We start from the raw sequence: 22693 nt of genomic DNA on the forward strand, positions 1-22693 counted from the left end.
TCAGAGGAGCCGCTACAGTCCATCGATGAGGATCTTCCTATGAGCGCGGCCCACAGCAACGCAGCCACCAGCACCCGACCCGAAGACGAACGCCTGCCCCCGGGGCGCACCATCGCCTACGGTTTCCAGCACGTCTTGACCATGTACGGCGGAATTATCGCGCCGCCGCTGGTGATGGGCGGAGCCGCTGGCATGGACACCGCGCAAATCGGCGTGCTCGTGGCCAGCTGCCTGTTCATCGGAGGCCTGGCAACGATCCTGCAGACCCTGGGCATCCCGTTCTTCGGCGCCCAGCTGCCGCTGGTGCAGGGCACCTCCTTCTCCGGCGTGGCCACCATGATCGCCATCCTCAACGGCGGCGGAGGCATGCCTGCGGTATTCGGTGCGGTGCTGGCGGCCGGCGCCATCGGCATCGTCATCGCCCCGTTCTTCGCCAAGCTGCTCAGGTTCTTCCCGCCGGTGGTCACCGGCGTGGTCATCACCATCATCGGCATGTCGCTGTTCCCGGTCACCGCCGACTGGGCCATGGGCGGCGCCACCGCGGGCGAGGACTACGGGTCGCTGAAGAACATCGCGCTGGCCGCCATCACTCTGGTGATCCTGCTGGCCCTGTCGAAGTCCGGAGTCCCGGCGCTCTCGCGCCTGTCGATCCTGCTGTCCATCGTGCTGGGCACCGTCGTGGCCGCCTTCATGGGGCTGGCCGATTTCTCCACCGTGCTGGACGGGGACATCTTCGCGTTCCCGACGCCTTTCGCCTTCGGCCTGCCGGTTTTCGAACTCGGCGCGATCATCTCCATGATGATCGTGATCCTGGTGACCTACACCGAAACCACCGCCGACATGCTCGCGGTTGCCGAGGTCACCGGCTCCAAGGTCGATGCCAAGCGCATCGCCAACGGCCTGCGCGCCGACATGCTTTCCTCCACCGTCGCCCCGGTGTTCAACACCTTCACCCAGTCCGCCTTCGCGCAGAACGTGGGCCTGGTGGCGATCACCGGCGTCAAGAGCCGCTTCGTGGTGGCCGCCGGCGGCGGCATCCTGGTGATCCTGGGCCTGCTGCCGGTGCTCGGGCGCGTCGTGGCTTCCATCCCGACCCCGGTGCTCGGCGGCGCCGGCATCGTGCTGTTCGGGTCCGTGGCGGCAGCCGGCATCCGCACCCTGGCCAAGGCCAAGGACGACAACATGAACATGCTGATCATCGCGACTTCGCTGGCCTTCGGCTGCATCCCGATGGTCAAGCCCGACTTCTACGAGCACTTCCCGACCTGGGTCGGCACCATCTTCCAGTCAAGCATTTCCTCGGCCACCATCATGGCTGTGCTGCTGAACATCATCTTCAACGAACTGACCTGGCGCAAGAAGGAGGATTCGGGCCGCACCGTCTACAAGTACCAGCTGACCGGCTTGCAGGACGGCGACCGGCTGATCGGCGGCAAGCTCTATGACAGCAAGGGCCTGGAAATCAAGGTGATCTCCGAGGAGCAGGGCGAAGCGGGCGACAGGCCCATGCCGCTCTGATTCGGTGAGAATTCTGCAGAACGCGTGAACCGCATCCGGTTCGCGCGTTCTTTTTTCCGTGGCTATACGGCGGAATCCCGCGCAGTGCGAAGCACTCTATGCGCCCGGGTGTGAGCTGGAGCACACTAAGTGTGGTAGTTTCAATAATTGAATGAAGTTCGATGCAACAACCACGGGAGGCGCGTCATGGGCGGGTCCTTGGCTTGGGGGAAGGGCCAGATCGCCCACGGGTGTTAACCGCGGGCCGCGGCTGCATGGTGCTCAGTTCCGCTCCGGGCGGGAATTTCTCCCGCCCCGAGGCTGAGTCCGCCAGCTCCCGGCCGAGCATGCACAAATCGTTCAACTTCTTTCACTATGCGCCCGCGCAGGGCGCAGGAGGTGAGGCGCTGTGGCTTCGGAAGCTGCGGGAACGCCCGGGTGCACCGTCACCGTCAACCAGCAAGCCCGCGAATTCACCGGGCCGCCGCATACCAACGCCTTGGACTTCTTGCGCGGGCTCGGGCTGACCTCGTGCAAGGAAGGCTGCGCCGAAGGCGAATGCGGCGCCTGCGCCATCCTGGTGGCGCGTCCCGACGGAGAGCGCCCGCGCTGGATCGCGGTGAATGCGTGCCTGCTGCCGGCCGCCGCCTTGGACGGCCAGCACGTGCTGACCGCCGAGGGGCTGGGCACCGTTCGAGAGCCGCACCCGGTGCAACGCGAAATGGCCGAGCGCGGCGGATCCCAATGCGGCTACTGCACCCCCGGGTTCATCTGCGCCATGGCCGCTGAATACTACCGCCCGGAACGCGCCGAGGAGCAGGTCGCCGAGGCCCCGGGCCACCATGCCGGAGGGCCCAACGGCTTCGACCTGCATGCGCTGTCGGGAAACCTGTGCCGCTGCACCGGCTACCGGCCCATCAGGGATGCCGCCTTCGCGCTCGGGATGCCAGAACCCGAGGACCAGCTGGCCCAAGCGCCGGCGACGGCCCCCGCGGCCACCGACTACGGCAGGGCGGATACCCCGGCAGGAGATCCCGGACGCTACCGCCGGCCCGCCACGCTGGCCGAAGCGCTGCGGATCCTGGCCGAAGAACCGGGAACCCGGGTGGTGGCCGGGGCGACCGACTGGGGCGTCGAGGTGAACATGAAGTTCGCGCGGGCCCAGTCGGTGCTGGCCATCGACCGGCTTCAGGAGCTGCGCCGGGTGGTGCAGACCGATGACTGCCTGGAACTGGGGGCCGCCTGCACGCTGAGCGAACTTGAGCGCGTGCTGGCCGGGAGGGTTCCGCTGTTGTCGCTGCTCTGGGCGAACTTCGCCTCCCGGCTGATCCGCAACTCGGCGACGCTCGGAGGGAATCTCGGCACCGGTTCGCCCATCGGGGATTCGCCACCGGTTTTGCTGGCCCTGGACGCGCAGCTGGTGCTGGCCTGCAGTGCCGGGGAGCGCGTGGTGCCGCTGGATGAATACTTCACCGGCTACCGGCAGACCGTGCGCCGGCCCGAGGAACTGATCACCGCGGTCCGCATCCCGCTGCCGCTGGCTGGGCTGGTGTCCTTCCAGAAGGTCGCCAAGCGCCGCTTCGACGATATTTCAAGCACCGCCGTCGCGCTGGCCTTCGAGGTCGACGCCGGGCTGATCTCCCGCGCGCGGATCGGGCTGGGCGGGGTGGCGGCGATCCCGCTGCGGGCTACCGCCGCCGAACAGGCACTGGTCGGACAGGCCTGGAGCGAGGAAACCATGAGGGGTGCCGGCGGGATCCTGGCCGCCGAGGGGACGCCCCTGGACGACCACCGCGCCAGCGCCGCCTACCGGCAGGCGATGCTGGGCTCCGCGCTTGAGCGGTTCTTCGCGCAGCAGGACAGCGGAACGGGGGCAGGAGCATGAGCATCCAGCACAACCAGCGCCCGCAGGGTTCAGTGGTGGGGCGGGCCATCCCGCATGAATCGGCCTACGCCCATGTCACCGGCCAAGCGCACTATACCGAAGACCTGGCAGGGGCCCTGACCGGGGTGCTGCACGCCTATCCCGTGCAGTCGACGCACGCCCATGCCAAGCTGCTGAGGCTCGACACCTCCGCCGCGCTGCAGGTTCCGGGAGTGCGGCTGGTGCTGACCGCCCAGGACATCCCCGGGGTCAATGACCAGGGCGCGAAGCACGACGAGCCGATGCTCCCGGTGGACGAGGTCATGTTCCACGGCCAGCCGGTGGCCTGGGTGCTGGGCGAGGACCTGGAAGCTGCCAAGGCCGGGGCCGCCGCGGTGGAGGTGGACTATGAGCCGCTGGACGCGCTGGTGACCCTGGGCGAGGCCATCGCCGCCAACAGCTTCCACGGCATCCAGCCGGTGATCGACAAGGGCGAGGCAGCCGCGGGCCTGGCCGCCGCGCCCCACGTGTTCTCCGGGGAATTCGAATTCGCCGGCCAGGAGCACTTCTACCTGGAAACCCAGAGCTCGCTGGCGCAGGTCGAATCCGATGGGCAGATCATGGTGCATGCATCCACCCAGCACCCCAGCGAAACCCAGGACATCGTAGCCCACGTGCTGGGGGTCGACGCCCACCGGGTGACCGTGCAGGCGCTGCGCATGGGCGGGGCGTTCGGCGGCAAGGAAATGCAACCGCACGGTTATGCAGCGGTCGCCGCCCTCGGAGCGGTGCTCACCGGCAGGCCGGTGCGGGTGCGGCTTGAACGAGCCCGGGATCTGACCATGACGGGCAAGCGCCACGGCTTCCACGCCTCCTGGAAGATCGGTTTCGACGAGCATGGGAAGATTGTGGCCCTGGCCGCGCAGCTGACCAGCGACGGCGGGTGGAGCCTGGATCTCTCCGAGCCGGTGCTGACCCGCGCCATGTGCCACATCGACAACGCCTACTGGATCCCCAACATCCAGGTGCGCGGCCGGGTGGCCAAATGCCACAAGACCTCGCAGACCGCCTTCCGCGGCTTCGGCGGGCCGCAGGGCATGCTGGTGATCGAGAACATCCTGGGTGAGGTGGCCCCGAAGCTGGGGCTCAGCGCGCAGGAGCTGCGCCGCCGCAACCTCTACGTCCAGGGGCAGGACACCCCGTACTACCAGCCGGTGCGCCATGCCGAACGGCTGCACCGGGTCTGGGACCAGGTGCTTGACTCCGCGCAGTTCGAGGTTCGGCAGCGGGATATCGAGGCCTTCAATGCCGCGCACCCGCACGCAAAACGCGCCCTGGCCATCACCCCGGTGAAGTTCGGTATCTCCTTCAACTTCACCGCCTTCAATCAGGCCGGCGCCCTGGTGCTGGTCTACAAGGACGGGTCGGTACTGGTCACCCACGGCGGCACGGAAATGGGCCAAGGGGTGCACACCAAGGTGCTGCAGGTGGCCGCCACGGCTCTGGGCCTGCCGCTGTCCTTCCTGCGCCTGGCTCCGACCCGGACGGACAAGGTGCCCAACACTTCAGCCACTGCGGCGAGCACCGGCAGCGACCTGAACGGCGCCGCCGTGAAGGACGCCTGCGAGCAGATCCTGGCCAGGCTGTCCGTGCTGGCCGCCGGGGAACTGGAGGCCGAAGCTTCGGAGGTGGTCTTCGCCGACGGGGCGGCCCATGCCCGCGGGCGGTCCGTGGACTGGAAAACACTGGTGTCCAAGGCCTACTTCAGCAGGATCCAGCTCTCGGCCGCGGGATACTACAGCACGCCGGGACTGCACTGGGATCTGTCAGCCATGCGCGGGGAGCCGTTCAAGTACTTCGCCTACGGGGCGGCCGTCTCGGAGGTGCAGGTCAGCCGTTTCGACGGGTCCTACCAGCTGCGCCGCGTGGACATCGTGCACGACGTGGGTGATTCGCTTTCGCCGCTGGTGGACCGCGGGCAGATCGAGGGCGGCTTCATCCAGGGCGCCGGCTGGCTCACCCTGGAGGACCTGCGCTGGGAAACCAAGGGACCGCACCGGGGCCGGCTGGCCACCGCCAGCGCCAGCACCTACAAGCTGCCCAGCTTCTCCGAGATGCCGCCGGTGTTCAACGTCGAGTTCCTGGACGACGCGCACGAGGACGGCGTGGTCTACGGTTCCAAGGCGGTCGGCGAGCCGCCGCTGATGCTGGCGTTCAGCGTGCGCGAGGCGCTGCGCCAGGCGGTGGCCGCCTTCGGCCCGGCCGGGCACCGCGTGAAGCTGGCGTCCCCGGCTACCCCGGAAGCGGTGTTCTGGGCGGTGCAGGAAGCCCGGGACGCCTGGGAAGGCGCCGGCCGTGTGGATTGAGGACCTGGCCAGGCTGCGCGCCCAGCGCACACCTGCGGTGCTGGCCACCGTGGTGTCGGTGCGCGGGCACACCCCGCGGGAAGCCGGCGCGAAATTCGTGGTCACCGACCGCGAGCTGCTGGGCACCATCGGCGGCGGGAACATGGAGATGCTGGTGGCCGCCCGCGCCAGGCAGATGCTCGCCTCCTCGGCCAGGTCGCCGGAACAGCTGGTGCTGCGGCTGAACGACAAGGCCGAGGCGGACTTCGGCAGGCAGTGCTGCGGGGGAGAAGCGGTGGTGCTGCTCGAACCGGTGCCGGCGCGGCCGGTCATCGCCGTTTTCGGCATCGGCCATGTGGGCCTGGAACTGGCGCACATCCTGGCCCGCCACGACGTGGAACTGGTGCTCTGCGACGCGCGCGCCGAGCAGCTCGCGCAGCTGGATGCGCTGGCGGCCTCTGCCCCGCCGGCGATGATCCGCCGGCAGCACGCGGTGCTCGGCGAACAGGTCATGGCCGAGCTGCCCGACGGGTCGCTGGTGCTGATCATGACCCACGACCACGCGGAGGACTTCCACCTGTGCGACGCGGCGCTGCGCCGCCCGGGCCTTGGCTATGTGGGGCTGATCGGCTCGGCCGCCAAATATGCGCGCTTCACCATGAAGCTGGCCGATTCTGGCCACGAGCGGCAGGACATCGCGCGGATCACCTGCCCCATCGGGCTGCCGGGCATTCCCGGCAAGCAGCCCGCGGCCATCGCGGTGTCCGTGGCCGCGGACCTGCTGGCCCGGCTTGCCCTAGATGCCGCGCCCCGGAGTCAGGATGTTCTTCCGATCTAGCGCGTACTTGATCATCTGCTGGGTGTGCAAGGTGGCCTCGTCCAGCTGCCAGGGCAGCTCGGCCTGCTTGACCAGGCCGATGCCGTGCTCGCCGCTAATGGTTCCGCCCAGCTTGAGGGCCAGCCTGGTGATGTCGCCGATGACGACCTCCGCGGCGGCGTAGCCCTCCGGGGTGTCCTCGGCCTCGACCGTCGGGTGCAGGTTGCCATCGCCTGCATGGGCCACCACGGAGATGGTGCGCCCGTGGGCTTCGGCGATCCGCTCGATGCCGTGGAACACCTCCGCCAGTTCCCCGACGGGCACCGCGACGTCGCAGGAGACCCGCAGCCCTTGGGCGTTCAACGCGGGATTGGCCAGGCGGCGGGCTTCCAGCAGGCTGTCGCCCTGCGCAATCACCACCTGCGCGGCGCCGTAGCCGCGGCACAGTTCTGCGGTGTCGTTGGCGGCCTGCTCCGCCTGCAGCCCGGTGAACTGGCCGATCAGCAGGGCGCAGCCGTCCGAGGGCAGGCCGGAGGGCTTGTAGGCCTCGATGATCTGCACGCTGCGGGCATCGAGCAGCTCCAGCACCTCGGGGGTCTGCGCGCCGTTCACGATCGCCGTCACCGCGCGCCCGGCGTCCTCGATGGAGGTGAAGCTGGCGCGGAAGGTGCGCGGGGTGCCCGGGGCGATCGCCTTGAGCCTGACCGTGGCGGCGGTGATGACCCCCAGGGTCCCCTCCGATCCGACGAACAGGCTGGTCAGGTCCAGGCCCACGACGTTCTTCAGGGTGCGGGCGCCGGTGTGCAGGATGCTGCCGTCGGCCAGCACCACTTCCAGGGCCGCCACCGAGTCGCGGGTGACCCCGTGGCTGATGCAGCGCAGCCCGCCGGCGTTCGTGGCGATGTTCCCGCCGATGCTGGAGATCTCGGCGCTGGCCGGATCCGGGGCGAAGAACAGCCCGAGCTCCGCAGCCGCCCGGTTCAGCTCCGCGTTGATGACGCCGGCCTGGACCTCTGCCAGCCGGTTGACCGGGTCGATCCGCACGATCTTGTTCATCCGCTCCAGCGACACCACCAGCCCGCCGGCATAGGCCAGCGCCCCGCCGCTCAGGCCGGTTCCGGTGCCGCGCACCGAGACCTTCACCCCGTACCGGTTGGCCCAGCGCAGCGCGGCGGAGACCTCCTGCGTGGATTCGGGGAACACCGCAGCCAGCGCGGGGCCCTGGGGCTCGTAGCGCGACTCGTCCCGCGAAACGCGGTCCAGCTCGGAGCCTCCGGCTATGAACCGGTCGCCGAAGAGGTCCTGGAGTTCATTGGTCGCAGGGGCGGTCGGGGTGCTTGCGTGCATGGGGTCCTTCGATCTGGTGCGAGTGAGTGAGCTACGCAACTTACTTTATATTATAAAATCTGCGGGTCAAGGAAACGGGCCGATCCCCGCCGGTGCGATAGTCTTCAGGGGTGGGAGCAAACATCTTCCGCGATACTCGAGGCCAGCGGTGCGACGACGGAAGCGGGGGATGGTGCCTACTTCGGAGCCACGGCGGCGCGGTGCGCAAAGTAAGGCGGACACCGCATACGCCCACATCAAGGAGCAGATCGAGCGGGGAGCTTTCGAGCCCTACCAGCGGGTGCTGGCAGCTCCCATCGCAGCAGAGCTCGGAGTGAGCGGGGTGCCGGTGCGCGAAGCCATCCAGCGCCTGGCCGCCGAGGGGCTGCTGCAGATCGTGCACAACGTCGGGGCCCGCGTCGCGGTCATCGACGACCATGCCTACCGGGCAGGCATGGAAGCGCTCGCCGTCCTCGACGGCACTGCCACGTCGCTGGCCGCCGGCCAGCTGGGCGCGGCCGACATCGAGCGGGCCGAAGAGATCAACGGCAGCATCCTGTCAATGCTCGATGACTTCGATCCCGCACTCTTCGAGGAGCTCAACGCCGAATTCCACGAGCTGCTGTATTCGGCCTGCCCCAATGACAGGATCCTGGAACTCGCCCGGTCCGAATGGAAGAAGTTCTCCAGCATCCGCGGGCCCGGCGCCGCCGTGGACCGGGACCGCGCGCGCGAATCCGTTGAAGAGCACGGGGAACTGCTGGATCTCATCCGGGGCTCGGCGCCCAGCGCGCAGATCGAGCAGGCCGCCCGCCGGCATGTGCTGAAATCCCTCGAAGCCAGGACCGGGCACCGCAGCCGGCTGCTGTAGCCACTGCGCGGATCGCCAGCGTGAGCGCCGGCCGGCACCCTGTCGCGGACTAGACTCGGGACATGGAACATCGTGAACTTGGAAGAACACAGCGCCGCGTTTCTGCCATCGGCCTGGGCACCTGGCAGCTCGGCGCGGACTGGGGCTCGGTGGACGAGAACGACGCGCTGGCAGTGCTGGACGCCGCCCACGCAGGGGGCGTGGACTTCTTCGACACCGCCGACGTCTACGGGGACGGACGCAGCGAGCAGCTGATCGGCCGCTGGCTCAAGGCCAACCCGGATGCGGAGGTCACCGTCGCCACCAAGATGGGCCGCCGGGTCGAGCAGGTCCCCGAGGCCTACACCCTTGATGCCTTCCGCGCCTGGAACGACCGCTCGCGCGAGAACCTCGGAATGGACACCCTGGACCTGGTGCAGCTGCACTGCCCGCCCACCGCCGTCTACTCCAACGACGCCGTCTACGATGCGCTGGACACCCTGGTCGCCGAGGGGCGCATCGCCAATTACGGCGTGTCGGTGGAAACCGTGGACGAAGCGCTGACCGCCATCGCGCGGCCGAACGTGGCCACGGTGCAAATCATCGTCAACGCCTTCCGGCACAAGCCCATCGAGCAGGTGCTGCCCGCCGCGCGCGAGGCAGGCGTGGGCGTCATCGCCCGCGTCCCGTTGGCCAGCGGCCTGCTGGCCAACCGCTACACCGAGGACACCCGGTTCGCGGCCGACGACCACCGGAACTTCAACCGCGACGGGTCAGCCTTCGACGTGGGCGAGACCTTCTCCGGGGTCGACTACGCCACCGGGCTGCAGGCCGCACGGGAATTCGCGGAACTGGCCGCCGCCGAGGCCCCCGGCGCCTCCAGCGCCCAGGTCGCCCTGGCCTGGCTGGCCGCGCAGGACGGGATCAGCACCGTCATCCCCGGAGCCCGCTCCACGGCGCAGGCACTGGCCAACGCCGCCGCAGGGTCGTTGCGGATCTCCGGGGAATTCTCCGCTTCCGTGCGCGATCTCTACGACCGGAAGCTGCGCGCCCAGATCCACCCGCGCTGGTGAAGGCTCAGGCGATGCGGTAGCCGCGCTTGATGACCGTGGTGATCAGCTGCGGATCGGGCAGGTTCTTGCGCAGCCGGCTGAGCGTCATGTCCAGCGCATGGCGTGAAGGCAGGGTGCTCAGCGAGGTGGCCAGCTCATCGCGGGAGACCACATTGCCGCCGGCCTGGAGCAGGCAGCGCAGGATCTCGGCGTGCAGCGGGGTGAGCGTGCAGTCCTCGTCATTCAGCGACAGCGTACGCCCGCGCAGCTGGCACAGGCCGCGGGAGGTATCCACGCTCAGCGTGCCCTGGTCGGCCAGGGCGGTGGCCAGCTGCAGCACCATGGCGCCCATGCGGTGGCGCTGCGGAACCAGCGGGCTGCGCACCCCGGCCTGGATCAGGGGTTCGGCGGTCACCGGCCCCACCGTCGCGGCCAGCACGCGTTCGTTGAATGAGCGGATCAGCGTGGGCAGCATGCCGCGGGAGGCCGCGGCGGTCAGCAAGGAGTGCACGCTGGGGGCGCTGGTGAAGGTCACCGCGTCGAAGCGGCCGGCGCAGATGCCGTCCAGCAGGGTGAGGATGTGCGGGTCGCCGCTGCTCTCCAGCCAGCGGTAGGGTTCGATCTTCAGCACGTGCGCGGCGCCGAGCGCCCTGATGTAGCGGGCCATCGGGCGGTCGTTGTCCGCGTGCATCTGCACCGCCACGCTGGCCCCCTGCACCTCGCCGTGCAGCAGCTGCAACAGCGCTTCGCTGGTTCCTGCCGCGGCGCTTCCAGCCACCGGCAGGCCCAGAGCCCGCACCGCGCCGAGCGCCTTGGCCCCGCGGGTGAAGATCCGGCAGGTCTCCAGCGCCCGTCCCAGCTGGTCGCCCAGGCCGGCGGCCTCCGCCGTGTCGAACCAGCGGCGCAGCCCGTAGGCGGTGGTCACCACCAGCACTGAGGGGCGTTCGGCGATGACCCTGCGTGTTTGGCCGAGCAGGAACTGCTCGTCCTCCAGCGGAGCGAGCCGCAGCAGCGGGGTGTGGGCGGTTTCGGCCCCGCGGCGTTCCAGGGCCTCGATGAGTTCGTTGGAGCGCCGGTCACTGGTCACCGCGATGCGGAATCCTGCCAGCTGCTGCGCGCCGTTCATGCGGTGGCTCCCAAGCTCAGCGGCGGCATCGCGTCCAGGGCCAGCGGCAGCGCCGCGACCTGTCCGATGACGATCACCGCGGGGTTCGCGCAGCCGGCCGCCCGGGACGCCGCGGCCAGCGTGGACAAGGTGGCGTGGGTGGTGCGCTGGGTGCCGGTGGTTCCCGACTCGATGACGGCGCAGGGCGTGTCGGCCGCCAGCCCGCAGCGGCGCAGCCCCGCCGCGGTATGCTCCAGGGTTCCCATGCCCATCAGCACCACGATGGTTCCGCCCAGGCCTGCCAGCTGGCGCAGCTGGTGCTCCTCCAGGGGATCATGGCCCGAGATCACGGTGAAGGCGCGGGTGACCCCGCGAGCGGTGACCGGGATGCCGGCCGCGGCCGGCACCGTGATGCAGGAGGACAGCCCGGGAACCACCTCGACCGGGATCCCGGCGGCGCTGGCGGTGCGCAGTTCCTCGAATCCGCGGCCGAACACGTAGGGATCCCCGCCCTTGAGCCGCACCACGTGGCGGCCGCGCAGCGCCTCCTGCAGCATCAGGTCCTCAATGCGCTCCTGGGCGACCTTGTGGTGCCCGGGCCGCTTGCCCACGTCGACGACGCGGGCCTGCGGCGCGAGGCGGTCCAGGAATTCACCGGGCGCCAGCCGGTCGCAGAAAACCACGTCCGCGCTGGCCAGCGCGGCGGCCGCGCGCAGCGTCAGCAGGTCCAGGGCGCCGGGTCCTCCGCCGACCAGGGTGATGCGGCCGCCCATTGCGCCGGGGTCCAGCTCGACCACCGGAATGCCTTGGGCCACAGCCTGTTGGCGCAGCGCGGCGAATTTCAGGGACTGCCCGGAACACAGGGCCAGGATGTCTGCCTGTCCCAGCAGTGCCGCGGCCCCCAACGGCGTGCTGGCCTGCAGCAGGGTGTCGACGAACTGCGCCTGCAGGTACCGCGCGGCGCGGGCGGAGGTTCCCGGAGCCGCCGCCAGCAGGACCGTGCAGCCGCCCAGCTCGATGTGCGCCCCGATCATTTTTCACTCTCCCGGGCCAACAGGGCGGTGCGGCCCTCGGCGTGGAGGCACACGGTGCCCAGAGTTGCTGCAAGACTGCGTGGATGATTCTGTGACATGGGGATACGCTCCAGGGTGCTCGCTGTTTCGGCTTGATTCACATGCTATCCAGGTCTTTTTGCCTGGAAATTTCGCAATTGTTTCACCGGCAATAACTTGTCGATTCATTCGTTTCTCAGTTGGCTGCCGGGCGCACGGGGATGCTCGCGCCCAGGTCCACCGGGTGGCGCTGGCCGCGTTCGCTGGCGTATTCCAGCTCGGTGTCGGAGATCTGGGGTGCGTTCACGAAGGAACGGAAGCGCTTGAGCTTCTGGGGATCGGCCAGCGTGGCCGCCCATTCGTCCTGGTAGCTGGAGACATGGCGTTCCATAGCCTGCTCGAGCTCCGCTCCCAGCCCGAGCGAGTCCTCGACCACCACGCTGTGCACGGTGTCCATGCCGCCGGGCAGTTCCTGGATCCAGTGGGCGGTGCGCTGCAGGCGTTCGGCGCTGCGGATGTAGTACATCAGGAATCGGTCGATGTACCGCAGCAGCGTGCGGTCATCCACCCCGCCGGCCAGCAGCTGGGCGTGGGCCGGGTTGGCTCCGCCGTTGCCGCCCACGTACAGGTTCCACCCTTCCGCGGTGGCGATGACTCCGACGTCCTTGGCACGGGCCTCCGCGCATTCGCGGGCGCAGCCGGAGACACCCATCTTGAACTTGTGCGGGGCGCGCAGCCCGCGGTAGCGCAGCTCGATGTCGATGCCCATGCCCACCGAGTCCAGCATGCCGTAGCGGCACCAGGTGGAGCCGACGCAGGTTTTCACGTTGCGCAGGGACTTGCCGTAGGCCTGGCCGGATTCGAACCCGGCGTCGACCAGCTCGCGCCAGATCTGAGGCAGCTGCTCCAGCCGGGCGCCGAACATGTCGATGCGCAGCCCGCCGGTCAGCTTGGTGTACAGCCCGTATTTCTGCGCCACCCGGGCAATGACGCCCAGCTTTTCAGGGGTGATTTCGCCGCCGGGGATGCGCGGAACCACCGAGTAGGTGCCGTCCTTTTGCATGTTGGCCATGACGCGGTCGTTGGTGTCCTGCGCCCCGGCCAGCCCGGCGTCCATCGGGTGCACGTTGGTCTGGCTGGCCAGGATGGAGGCGATGGTCGGCTTGCAGATGTCGCAGCCGGTGCCGGTGCCGAAGCGTGCCATGATCTGCGGGTAGGTGCCCAGCCCGGCCACGCGCACGGCCTCGAAGAGCTGCGGGCGGGAGAGGCTGAAGTGCTCGCACAGGGCCGTGGAGACTTCCATGCCGTTCTTCGCCATTTCCGTTTCCAGCAGCTTCTTGAGCATCGGCACGCAGGAACCGCACTGGGTGCCAGCCATGGTGCAGGACTTCAGCCCGGACACCGTGGAGGCCGGGCCGCAGCCGGCGCAGGCCCCGCCCACCGCGCCGCGGATCGACCCGGCGTCCACGTTGTTGCAGGAGCACACCACCGCGTCATCGGGCAGCTCGGTATCCGGTGCCGGCCCGCCGGCGGCGCTGAGATAGGCGCCGGGCTCTGCCGGAAGCTCCCTGCCCAGCAGCGGCCGCAGCGACTGGTAGGGGCTCGCGTCGCCCACGAAGATGCCGCCGAGCAGGGTGGAGGCATCCTCGGAGACCACCAGTTTCTGGTAAAGCCCGCGGGCGGCATCCGCGTAGACCACCTCCAGCGAGCCCTCGGTGCGGGCGAAGGCGTCGCCGAAGGAGGCGACGTCCACCCCGGAGAGCTTGAGTTTGGTGGCGGTGTCGAACCCGGTGAATTCCCCCTGCCCGCCGGTCAGCCGGTCGGCGGCTACTTCCGCCATCGCATTGGCCGGGGCGACCAGACCCACGCACAGCCCGCCGAAGTTGGCGACCTCGCCGATGGCCCAGACGTGCTCTACCTCGGTGGCGCAGCCGCTGTCGATCACGATGCCGCCGCGCGGTCCCATGCCGAAGCGCGCGCCGTCCTCCGGTTGGGCCTCGTTGTGGGTGCGGGCCAGCTCGTCACGCGGGCGTACGCCGATGGAGACGATCACCATGTCCGCGGCGATGACCTTGCCGTCGGCCATGTGCACGCCGACGACCTGCCCGTTCTCCGAGAGAATCTTTTCCGGGAATACCCCGCCGTGCACCAGCAGGTCCTTCTGGGCGATCAACCGTCCCAGCGCCTGCCCGGCCCCCTGGTCCAGCTGGGTGCCCATGAGCCAGTTCCCGCCGTCGATGACCAGTGCACGGGCTCCGAGGGCCTGCACCCCGGCGGCCGCTTCCAGACCCAGCAGGCCGCCGCCGATGGTGGCCACCACCGGGGTGCGCCCCAGCGTTGCGGCCAGTTCCCTGACCTGCTGCGCGATGCCGCGCACGTCTTCCAGCGTGCGGTAGACATGGGTGAGCTCGGCACCGGGGATTGGCAGCGTGGCGGCGTTGGATCCGGTGGCCAGCACCAGTTCGTCGTAGCCGAACTCGCGCCCGTCCGCGGTGCGCACCACGCGGGCGGCGCTGTCCAGAGCCACCGCGCGGGCCCCGGTGTGAAGGGTGAGGTGCTCCTGCTCCCACAGTTCTGCCTCGCCCAGGGTCAGGTCCACGCCGGGATCGGTCAGCGCCTTGGACAGGGCCACCCTGTCGTAGGGCAGGTGGGCCTCTTCGGTGAGCACGGTCAGGCGGGTGCCGGCCGGACGGCGGCTGGCCATGGCTTCGGCAAAGCGGTGCGCGGCCGGGCCGCCGCCGATCACGAGGATGTGTCGCTGTTCGCTGGAGGTATTCATGATGCCCTTTCGCTGGCGGACCCACGGGGTGTGGAGCGTCTGGCACCAGCCTAGGAAACGGATTTTGCCCCGCAGTTACCCCGGTGTTTCACCGGGCGCAATTTTCTCCAGCAGCCGCGCCCTACGGCGGTGAGGGATTTGAAACATGTTCGTAGCACAGTTCCGCCGCGGGGCTGTGAATCGGGCTTTACCGACCGGCAACCGGGTGGGACGGCGGCTGAAACATTGCGCTTTTAGGCTCGAAGCATCGGAACACCAGCGAAAGGACCCACCGATGACCACGCAACTGATTGACGCACCGGCCGCACTGTCCGAACTCTGCTTCGCGGACGACCTGGAAACGGGCTGGGGCGAAGCCGCCTGGCTGGAAGGTAAGCAGATCGCGGTGTACCGCACGGAGCACTTCGGCTTCTACGCCAGCTCCCACCGCTGCCCTTCCACCGGGGCCAAGGTCATGGCCCGCGGCATCCTGGGGGATGCCACCGTGGACGGCCACCGCGTGGCCACCATCGCCTGCCCGCTGCACAAGGAGATCTACCGCTTGGACACCGGAGATTGCCTGAGCGCGCAGGGCACCGCGCTGCAGGTGTTCGGGGTGCAGGAACTCGACGGTCGGCTATGGATCGAGGCTTCGAAATGAGCAGGCACGCTGACATCAAGGGCGAGGACGTGGCTGACCTTGAACACAGCGCATGGTTCGGCTGGTACGAGGTCAGCACGAACCCGGCAGCCTGCAAGCCTTCATGAGCAGGCACGCTTCAACGATTCCAGTTTCACTAGAACACGTAAACCAGCACACGCCGCCAGGATTTCCTGGCGGCGTGTGCTGAGTTAAGCAGCCGGTCGGAACGAGGCGGGAGCCGGCAGCATCCCGCCTCCCCGCTAGGCCCGGGCCGGGAGCTCGAGCAGTTCCTCGATGCGTTCCTTGCAACCGCCGCAACCGGTGCCTGCACGGCAGTTCGCGCCAACCTCTTCGACGGTGGAGCATCCAGCCTGGACCGCCTGGGCCACCTGCCCGTAGGTCGCACCCGAGCAACGGCAGAACTGGTCATCAGCCCCGGCCGCGGGCGCATGCGCATCCTCGAAGGGCGCATCCAGCCGCAAGAGCAGGGACGGGTCAACCGGCAGTGCGGTGCCACGCTCGAATCCCAGGGCGAGCTCCGCCCCGGTGCGCGGCAGGCCCAAGGCCATAAAGCCGGTGGGGAGCCCATCGCGCGCCACGATCTTCAGGTAGCGTCCGGAGACGGGATCGGCGTACACCGTGACCTGCTGTGCGGGGTCGTCGAAGAGTCCTGCCTGCACCGTGCCGGCAGCGGTGAGTTCCAGCCCCTGCCCCTTGAGCATCAGGATCTCGCCGCCCTGGGCTTGGGGACCGGGCAGGCGGCCCAGATCAGGGGCGGGCGCGGAAGGATGCGGGGCCGGATGGCTCAGCAGGAAGCCGGCCAGCCACCCGGCCTGCGCCCAGCCCGGGGCGAGCAGCCCCGCAGGACGGCGCCCGGCCACCTCGGCGCAGTCTCCCACGGCGAAGAGGCGTCCGCTGGAATCCGCCATCAGCTGCTCGTTGACGGCGATCCCGTGCCCGGCGGCCAGCCCGCAGCCTTCAGCCAGTTCGGTGCGCGGGCGCACCCCGGTGGACACCAGCAGGGCGTCGGCGTGGATCAGCCCGTGGGTGTCGGTGGCCAGCGCATGGAAGCGGCCGTCCTTTTTCTGCACTCCGGTGGCGCGCACCCCGGAGAGCACCTGCACCCCGGCGGCTTCCAACTGGCGGATGAGCAGGGTGCCGCCGTCCGCGTCCACCACGCGTCCCAGCGGTGCCGGTCCGTGGTGCACCAGCACTGGCTCGAGGCCGGCGCTGGCCATGGCCAATGCGGCCTCCAGGCCCAGGATGCCGCCGCCGAGCACCAGCACCTTTCCGCCGCGGCGAAGCACCGAGTGCAGCTGCAGGGCATCGTCGAGGGTGCGCAGCGCCAGCACCCCGGCGGGCAGCGTGGAATCCGCGTGAGGATCGAAGTTCAGCCCTGCCAACGAGGGGATGACCGGTCGGGCGCCGGTGGCGAAAACCAGCCGGTCGTAGGGGACCGTCCCTGCGCTGGTGTGCACCACGCGCCGGGCTCGGTCCACCCCGGTCGCGGCGGTGCCCAGCCGCAGATCCACGCCCGCGGCGCGCAGCCGGGATTCGTCAGCCATGCCCAGGTGCTCGGGCTTGGCCGCGCCGATGGCGACCTCGGCCAGCAGCACCCGGTTGTAGGCGGAGCGCTCTTCCGCGCCCAACACCGTCAGGTGGAGGTCTTTTGAACGCACCGCGGGAAGCAGCCCCTCGACCAGGCTCGCGGCCACCGGCCCGAAGCCGATGACAACCAGTCGTTCACTCATGTCGCTCCAATCGGGACAGCAGCACCAGCGCATGCTTGAACTCGGGCATGGAACTGTCCGGGTCCACCGCATTGCCGGTGAGCAGGTTGGCGTTCTGGGTTTCAGGGAAATGGAAGGGCAGGAACACGGTGTCCACGCGGATGCCCGCGTCCAGGCAGGCCGTCGCTTCGACGCGTCCGTGCGCATTTTCCAGCACCATGTCCTGTCCGTCGCTGATGCCGCGGGCCAGCGCGGTGTCCGGATGGATCCGTGCCAGCGCCGCAGGCGCGGCCTGTTGCAGCTCGGCTACCCGGCGGGTCTGCGTCCCGGACTGGTAGTGTTCCAGCAACCGTCCGGTGACCAGCGAGATGCTCCCTGGCCGCCGCTCGGAACCACCGACCGCCGCCGGCTGCGGGTAGACCGGCTCCAGCCGCGCTTTGCCGTCGGGGTGGGCGAATCGTTCCAGGAACAGGCGCGGGGTGCCCGAGCGCTCGCCGGGAGCCGTACTGATCGGCGTGCCGCTGGGACAAGGCCAGTAGACCGCCGCCCCCGCATCGAGGCTGTTGTAGTCCACCCCAGAGTAGTCGGCGATGCCTCCGGCCGAGGCCCGGCCCAGTTCCGCGAAGACCTCCCGCGGGTCCGCGCTGAAGGAGGCCGGGGCCTGCAGCCGGTCGGCCAGTTCGGCCAGCAGCCACAGCTCGCTGCGCGCCCCGGCCGGGGCGGCCAAGGCGGCGCGGCGGCGCAGCACCCTGCCCTCCAGGTTCGTCATGGTGCCTTCTTCCTCGGCCCACTGCAGCACCGGCAGCACCAGGTCCGCCTGCGCGGCGGTCTCCGAGAGGAAGAAGTCGGACACGACCAGGTAGTCCAGCCGGCGCAGCGCCGCGGCGGTGCGGTTGGCATTGGGGGAGGAGATGACCGGGTTGGAGCCGTGCATCAGCAGCATCCGGGCCCCGCCAGGTTCTCCCAGGGTTGCCAGCAGCTGCGCCGCCGGGATGCCCGGCCCGGGGATGATGTCAGGATCCACGCCCCAGACGCCCGCCACATGCCTGCGTGCCGCCGGGTCGGTGATCTTGCGGTAGCCGGGCAGCTGGTCGGCCTTCTGCCCATGTTCGCGCCCGCCCTGCCCGTTGCCCTGTCCGGTGATGGTGCCAAAACCCCCGGCCAGGGTTCCTGGCAATCCCAGCAGCAGGGCCAGATTGATCGCAGCGGACACCGTGGCGGTGCCGTTGGCATGCTGTTCCACCCCGCGCCCGGTGAGGATGTACACGGGTTTGCCGCCGGCATGGGCTGCTTGGGCCGCGGAAGCCAGAGCGCGCGCGGTCTGCCGGATCACGCTGGCCGGGACTCCGGTGAGCGACTGCACCCGTTCGGGCCACCAGGCCGCTAGCGAAGTACGCAGCGGGTCCAGCCCGGAAACGCGGGCTGCCAGGTAGCCGGTATCGGCCAGGTCCTCGGCCAGCAGCACGTGGGCCAGGCCGAGCAGCAGCTGCAGGTCCGTGCCGGGCGCCGGCTGCACATGGATGTCCGCCAATTCCGCCGTGGCCGAGCAGCGCGGGTCGGAGACAATCAGCCCGCCGTTCTCCCGCGCGGATTCCAGATGCCTGACGAAGGGCGGCATGGTGTCAGCGACATTGGATCCGAGCAGCAGGATGGTGCCTGCCCGGTCCAGGTCCGCCAGCGGAAAGGGCAGCCCGCGGTCCAGTCCGAAAGCCTTGTTGCCGGCTGCCGCGGCCGAGGACATGCAGAATCGCCCGTTGTAGTCGATGCGCGAGGTGCCCAGTGCCAGCCGCGCGAACTTGCCCAGCTGGTAGGCCTTTTCATTGGTCAGCGAGCCGGAGCCGAATACCGCCACCGCGTCCTTCCCGTGGGCCTTCTGCACAGTGCGCACCTGGTGCACCACCAGTTCCAGCGCCCGCTCCCAGCTCACCGGGCGCAGCACGCCGTCGGCCCCGCGTTCCAGCGGGGAATGCAGTCGTTCGGGGTGGTCCAGCAGCTGCGCGGCGCTGTATCCCTTGCGGCACAGCGCCCCGCCGTTGGTTTCGAAGTTCCGTCCGCTCAAGCCCACCGGCGTGGTGCCTGCATCAAGGGTGATCCCGCACTGCAGCGCGCAGTAGGGGCAGTGCGTCGCGACCGCCATCTCAGGCCTTCCCCGCGAAACCCGAACCGCGGCGTACGTAGCAGAACCAGGTCGCCGCCAGCAGCAGCACGTAGAGTCCCACAAACACTCCGAAGGCTGGCACGTAGGAACCCAGCTTCGACAGGGACAAGCCCAGCACCTGCGGAATCAGGAATCCGCCGTAGGCGCCGATGGCCGAAACCAGGCCCAGGGCCGCGGCGGCGCTGCGCGCCTGCTCGGCTCGGGTACGGCCGCTGCGACGTCCCGAGAGGGCGAAGACTGCCGGGATCATGCGGTAGGTGGAGCCGTTGCCGAGGCCTGCCGCGGTGAACAGGGCGAGGAACAATCCCAGGAAGACCGGGAAGTCCACCTGTCCCAGGCTCAGCATCAGCGCGAGAGTCAGCGCGGCCATTACCGCGAAGGCTGCCAGGGTGATGCGGGCCCCGCCGAAGCGGTCGGCCAGCTGTCCTCCGTAGGGTCGTGCCAGCGACCCGACCAGCGGTCCGAGGAAGGCCAGGGAAACGACTGCGGTGCCCAATTGAAGCGAGGAGTACTCGGTGAAGGTATCGGCCAGCAGTTTGGGGAATACCGCGCAGAAACCGATGAACGAGCCGAAGGTGCCGATGTAGAGCCCGGCGATGATCCACAGGTGCTTCTCGCGCAGGCAAGCCAGCGCGCCACGCACGTCGCTGCGCGCGTTGGACAGGTTGTGCATGAACTTCGCGGCTCCTGCCGCGGCCGCCAGGATCAGCGGGATCCAGATCAGGCCGGCCATGGGAAGCTGCAGTGTTCCCGCAGCGAAGATCGTGATTGCGATCGGTACCAGCAGCTGGGCGATGGCCGCGCCCAGGTTGCCGCCGGCCGCGTTCAGTCCGAGGGCCCAGCCTTTCTGGGCCGCCGGATAGAAGTAGGTGATGTTGGCCATCGAGGAAGCGAAGTTGCCGCCGCCGAATCCGGAAAGCCCGGCCAGGACCAGCATGATCCAGAACGGGGTCTGCGGGTTCGCCGTGGCCAGGGCCAATCCGGTTACCGGGATCAGGAGCAGTAGCGCGGAGACGATGGTCCAGTTCCGTCCGCCGAATCTGGCGACCATGAAGGTATAGGGGATGCGCAGGGTGGCGCCGACCAGGCTGGGCATGGAGATCAGCCAGAACAGCTCGCTGGTGCTGTAGTCGAATCCGGCGGCCGGCAGGTACACCGCGAGGATCGCGCACAACTGCCAGACGGAGAACCCCAGGAATTCCGCGAAGATCGACCAGCGCAAGTTAGTCCAGGCGGTGCGCCGGCCCACTGCCTGCCAGAACTCAGGGTTCTCCGCGTCCCAGTTGCGGACCCACCGGCCGCGGGTGGTCTCCAGCTGGTCAACGGCGGGGGTCAGTTGGCGGGATTGCGTGCTCATGCGAATCGATGCCTTTCACTCGTGGATGCTGTTGAGCATTCCAGAGCGACATTTCATCGGCAGGCGTTTGTTGTTGCCTCGGTGGCAATTCTGGGTAACGGCTGCCGAGTCCCGCTGAGAGGAGCCGGTAATCTGCCGGAAATGAACAAATTTTTTGATCAGTTTTCGTGCAGCGAGTTCCGGATCGATGTCCGCCAGCCCTGCGCTTGGTGGCTCGACGTCTCAGAAGTGCGGACACAAAAAACTGGTCCCGTCGCTTTTCGGCGACGGGACCAGCTGTTGTTCGATGCAGGCTACTTCTTCAGGTGGTCAACCAGCTGCGAAGCAATACCGTTGTAGGTGCCCGGGGTCAGCGACTGCAGACGCTGCTCGGCCTCGGCCGACAGGCCCAGCTCGCCGACGAATTCCTTCAGGCGGGCCGCGTCCACGCGGTGGCCGCGGGTCAGGTCCTTCAGGCGCTCGTACGGGTTGTCCATGCCCTCGACACCGGCGATGGCCTCGGCACGCATGACCATCTGGATGGCCTCGGCGAGGACCTCCCAGTTGTGGTCCAAGTCGTCGGCCAGCACTGCCTCGGCAACGTCCAGGCGGTCAAGGCCCTTGGCGACGTTGGAGATGGCCAGCACCGAGTGGCCGATAGCCGAACCGATGTTGCGCTGCGAGGAGGAATCGGTCAGGTCGCGCTGCCAGCGGCTGGTGACCAGGGTTGCGCCCAGGGTGTCCAGCAGGCCGTTGGAGATTTCCAGGTTCGCTTCGGCGTTCTCGAAGCGGATCGGGTTGACCTTGTGCGGCATGGTCGAGGAGCCGGTGGCACCGGCCACCGGGATCTGCGCGAAGTAGCCGATGGAGATGTAGCTCCACACGTCGGTGCACAGGTTGTGCAGGATGCGGTTGAAGCGGGCGATGTCCGCGTACACCTCTGCTTGCCAGTCGTGCGACTCGATCTGGGTGGTCAGCGGGTTCCAGGTCAGTCCCAGGTGCTCGACGAAGCCCTGGGAGATCTGCTGCCAGTCGGCGTTTGGAACCGAAGCGTAGTGGGCGGCGTAGGTGCCGGTGGCGCCGTTGATCTTGCCCAGGTACTCGGTCTTCTCGACGCGGTCCAGCTGGCGGGTCAGGCGCCATGCAAGCACGGCCAGTTCCTTGCCCAGGGTGGTCGGGGTGGCTGGCTGGCCGTGGGTGCGCGAGAGCATCGGCACGTCGCGGGACTCCTCGGCCATCTTGGTCAGCTGCGCGACCAGGTCGCGGGCTGCCGGCAGCCAGACCTGCTGCACGCCACCCTGCACGCCCAGCGCGTAGGACAGGTTGTTGATGTCTTCAGAGGTGCAGCCGAAGTGGACCAGCGGCTTGAGCTGGGCAATGCCGATGCCTTCAAGGCGATTGGCGATGTAGTACTCGACGGCCTTCACGTCGTGGACGGTCACTGCCTCGATCTCGGCCAGTTCCTGCACGGAATCGGCGTTGAAGTCGGTGACGATCTTTCGCAGCGCAGCCTTCTGCTCAGCGGTGAGCGGCGAGGTGCCCGGAAGCACGGAGTTGTCGGTCAGGTGGATCAGCCATTCAACTTCAACGTGAATGCGATCGCGGTTCAAAGCCGCCTCGGACAGGTAGTCCACCAGCGGGGCGACGGCCGCGCGGTAGCGTCCGTCGAGGGCGGTCAACGCCAGGGGTTCATTAGCAAGGGAAGTGCGCGCAATCTCAACCATGCTCTTATTCTTTCATCCCTTGGCACCGCGGCATACTTTTTACGCTCGGGCCTAATCCACATTCCGCGGGCCAGCGCCTGCCCGGGACGGCGGATACGGGCATCCTGAAGGCTCACGGGCCTGCCGTGCAGAGGACGGCCCACGAGGCGGGAGTAGCGCGATGATGTTTCAGGCAACGCTGGATTCGGTGGCATTCCAGCTTTCCGATGCCAAGGACACCACCCGGTTCGCTATTGGCCAGTTGTCCCAGATCAGCGGGCTGACTTGGAGATCTGAAGCGGGCAGGGCTTTCGCTGCGCAGGTGGGGGAGCTGAGCGGACGGCTCCAGGTGCTGGCCGGGGTGCTGGTGGATGCCGAGGCCTATCTGGCAGTGGCCACGAACGAAATCCATGCGTTGGAAGCCCAGATCAACGAGCAGCGGATGGCGTCCTGAGCA

16 protein-coding genes are annotated in these 22693 nt (G+C 68.6%); 8 read left to right on the forward strand and 8 right to left on the reverse strand.

What is annotated here, in order from left to right:
* The first annotated feature begins 39 nt into the window (after positions 1–39).
* From RF641_RS05815 to xdhC, 4 genes are all read left to right on the forward strand, one after another.
* The gene (locus tag RF641_RS05815) at positions 40–1518 is read left to right on the forward strand and encodes a nucleobase:cation symporter-2 family protein (protein WP_113607040.1); all 1479 of its coding nucleotides are present in this window, start codon (positions 40–42) and stop codon (positions 1516–1518) included.
* A 388-nt stretch (positions 1519–1906) separates the two neighbouring features.
* A complete protein-coding gene (locus RF641_RS05820) occupies positions 1907–3382 on the forward strand; it encodes a xanthine dehydrogenase small subunit (protein WP_113607039.1) in 1476 nt (491 codons plus the stop codon).
* Entirely contained in the window at positions 3379–5727 is a 2349-nt protein-coding gene (gene xdhB, locus RF641_RS05825) for a xanthine dehydrogenase molybdopterin binding subunit (protein ID WP_424572752.1), read from the forward strand. The genes RF641_RS05820 and xdhB overlap by 4 nt, the downstream gene beginning before the upstream one ends.
* Positions 5717–6544, forward strand: a complete 828-nt coding sequence (gene xdhC / locus RF641_RS05830; protein ID WP_424572753.1) for a xanthine dehydrogenase accessory protein XdhC — start codon at positions 5717–5719, stop codon at positions 6542–6544. Before xdhB ends, xdhC begins: the two co-directional genes overlap by 11 nt.
* Here the strand turns inward: xdhC and RF641_RS05835 are convergent.
* On the reverse strand, positions 6503–7870 hold the full coding sequence (locus RF641_RS05835) for an FAD-binding oxidoreductase (protein ID WP_052772496.1): 1368 nt from the start codon (positions 7868–7870) through the stop codon (positions 6503–6505). The genes xdhC and RF641_RS05835 overlap by 42 nt on opposite strands.
* A 169-nt stretch (positions 7871–8039) precedes the next feature.
* Between RF641_RS05835 and RF641_RS05840 the strand changes: the two genes are divergently transcribed.
* Together RF641_RS05840 and RF641_RS05845 are read left to right on the forward strand one after the other, a co-directional pair.
* Positions 8040–8720: a GntR family transcriptional regulator gene (locus tag RF641_RS05840; protein ID WP_424572754.1), complete on the forward strand. Its 681-nt coding sequence runs from the start codon at positions 8040–8042 to the stop codon at positions 8718–8720.
* A gap of 62 nt (positions 8721–8782) precedes the next feature.
* Positions 8783–9772, forward strand: coding sequence for an aldo/keto reductase (locus RF641_RS05845; protein WP_424572755.1), 990 nt, complete (start codon positions 8783–8785; stop codon positions 9770–9772).
* A 4-nt stretch (positions 9773–9776) separates the two neighbouring features.
* Here the strand turns inward: RF641_RS05845 and RF641_RS05850 are convergent, their stop codons facing one another.
* The 3 genes from RF641_RS05850 to nirB form a co-directional block, all read right to left on the reverse strand.
* Positions 9777–10877, reverse strand: a complete 1101-nt coding sequence (locus tag RF641_RS05850) for a uroporphyrinogen-III synthase (RefSeq protein WP_424572756.1) — start codon at positions 10875–10877, stop codon at positions 9777–9779.
* Positions 10874–11890, reverse strand: a complete 1017-nt coding sequence (gene cobA / locus RF641_RS05855; protein WP_113607036.1) for a uroporphyrinogen-III C-methyltransferase — start codon at positions 11888–11890, stop codon at positions 10874–10876. The genes RF641_RS05850 and cobA overlap by 4 nt, the downstream gene beginning before the upstream one ends.
* Positions 11891–12104: 214 nt before the next feature.
* Positions 12105–14687: a nitrite reductase large subunit NirB gene (gene nirB / locus RF641_RS05860; protein ID WP_424572757.1), complete on the reverse strand. Its 2583-nt coding sequence runs from the start codon at positions 14685–14687 to the stop codon at positions 12105–12107.
* A 274-nt stretch (positions 14688–14961) separates the two neighbouring features.
* On the opposite strand from nirB, the gene nirD reads away from it, so the two are divergent.
* Positions 14962–15327 (forward strand): nitrite reductase small subunit NirD, encoded by a 366-nt coding sequence (gene nirD, locus RF641_RS05865; RefSeq protein WP_424572758.1) that lies wholly within the window; start codon positions 14962–14964, stop codon positions 15325–15327.
* Positions 15328–15569: 242 nt separating this feature from the next.
* Here nirD and RF641_RS05870 read toward each other — a convergent pair whose 3' ends face one another.
* The 4 genes from RF641_RS05870 to purB all read right to left on the reverse strand — a co-directional run bounded on the left by RF641_RS05870 (position 15570) and on the right by purB (position 22257).
* Entirely contained in the window at positions 15570–17060 is a 1491-nt protein-coding gene (locus RF641_RS05870) for an FAD-dependent oxidoreductase (RefSeq protein ID WP_424572759.1), read from the reverse strand.
* On the reverse strand, positions 17053–19176 hold the full coding sequence (locus tag RF641_RS05875; protein WP_424572760.1) for a molybdopterin oxidoreductase family protein: 2124 nt from the start codon (positions 19174–19176) through the stop codon (positions 17053–17055). Before RF641_RS05875 ends, RF641_RS05870 begins: the two co-directional genes overlap by 8 nt.
* 1 nt (position 19177) lies before the next feature.
* Positions 19178–20554: an MFS transporter gene (locus tag RF641_RS05880; protein WP_424572761.1), complete on the reverse strand. Its 1377-nt coding sequence runs from the start codon at positions 20552–20554 to the stop codon at positions 19178–19180.
* Between the two features lie 293 nt (positions 20555–20847).
* Positions 20848–22257 carry an adenylosuccinate lyase gene (gene purB / locus RF641_RS05885; RefSeq protein ID WP_053798839.1) on the reverse strand — a complete coding sequence of 470 codons (1410 nt, stop codon included), beginning with the start codon at positions 22255–22257 and terminating at the stop codon, positions 20848–20850.
* Between the two features lie 160 nt (positions 22258–22417).
* Between purB and RF641_RS05890 the strand changes: the two genes are divergently transcribed.
* Positions 22418–22690, forward strand: a complete 273-nt coding sequence (locus tag RF641_RS05890; RefSeq protein WP_047120159.1) for a hypothetical protein — start codon at positions 22418–22420, stop codon at positions 22688–22690.
* Positions 22691–22693 lie beyond the last annotated feature (3 nt).

The sequence above is a fragment of the Arthrobacter sp. 'calajunan' genome (genome assembly GCF_046940185.1).
Taxonomy (GTDB): Bacteria; Actinomycetota; Actinomycetes; order Actinomycetales; family Micrococcaceae; genus Glutamicibacter; species Glutamicibacter soli.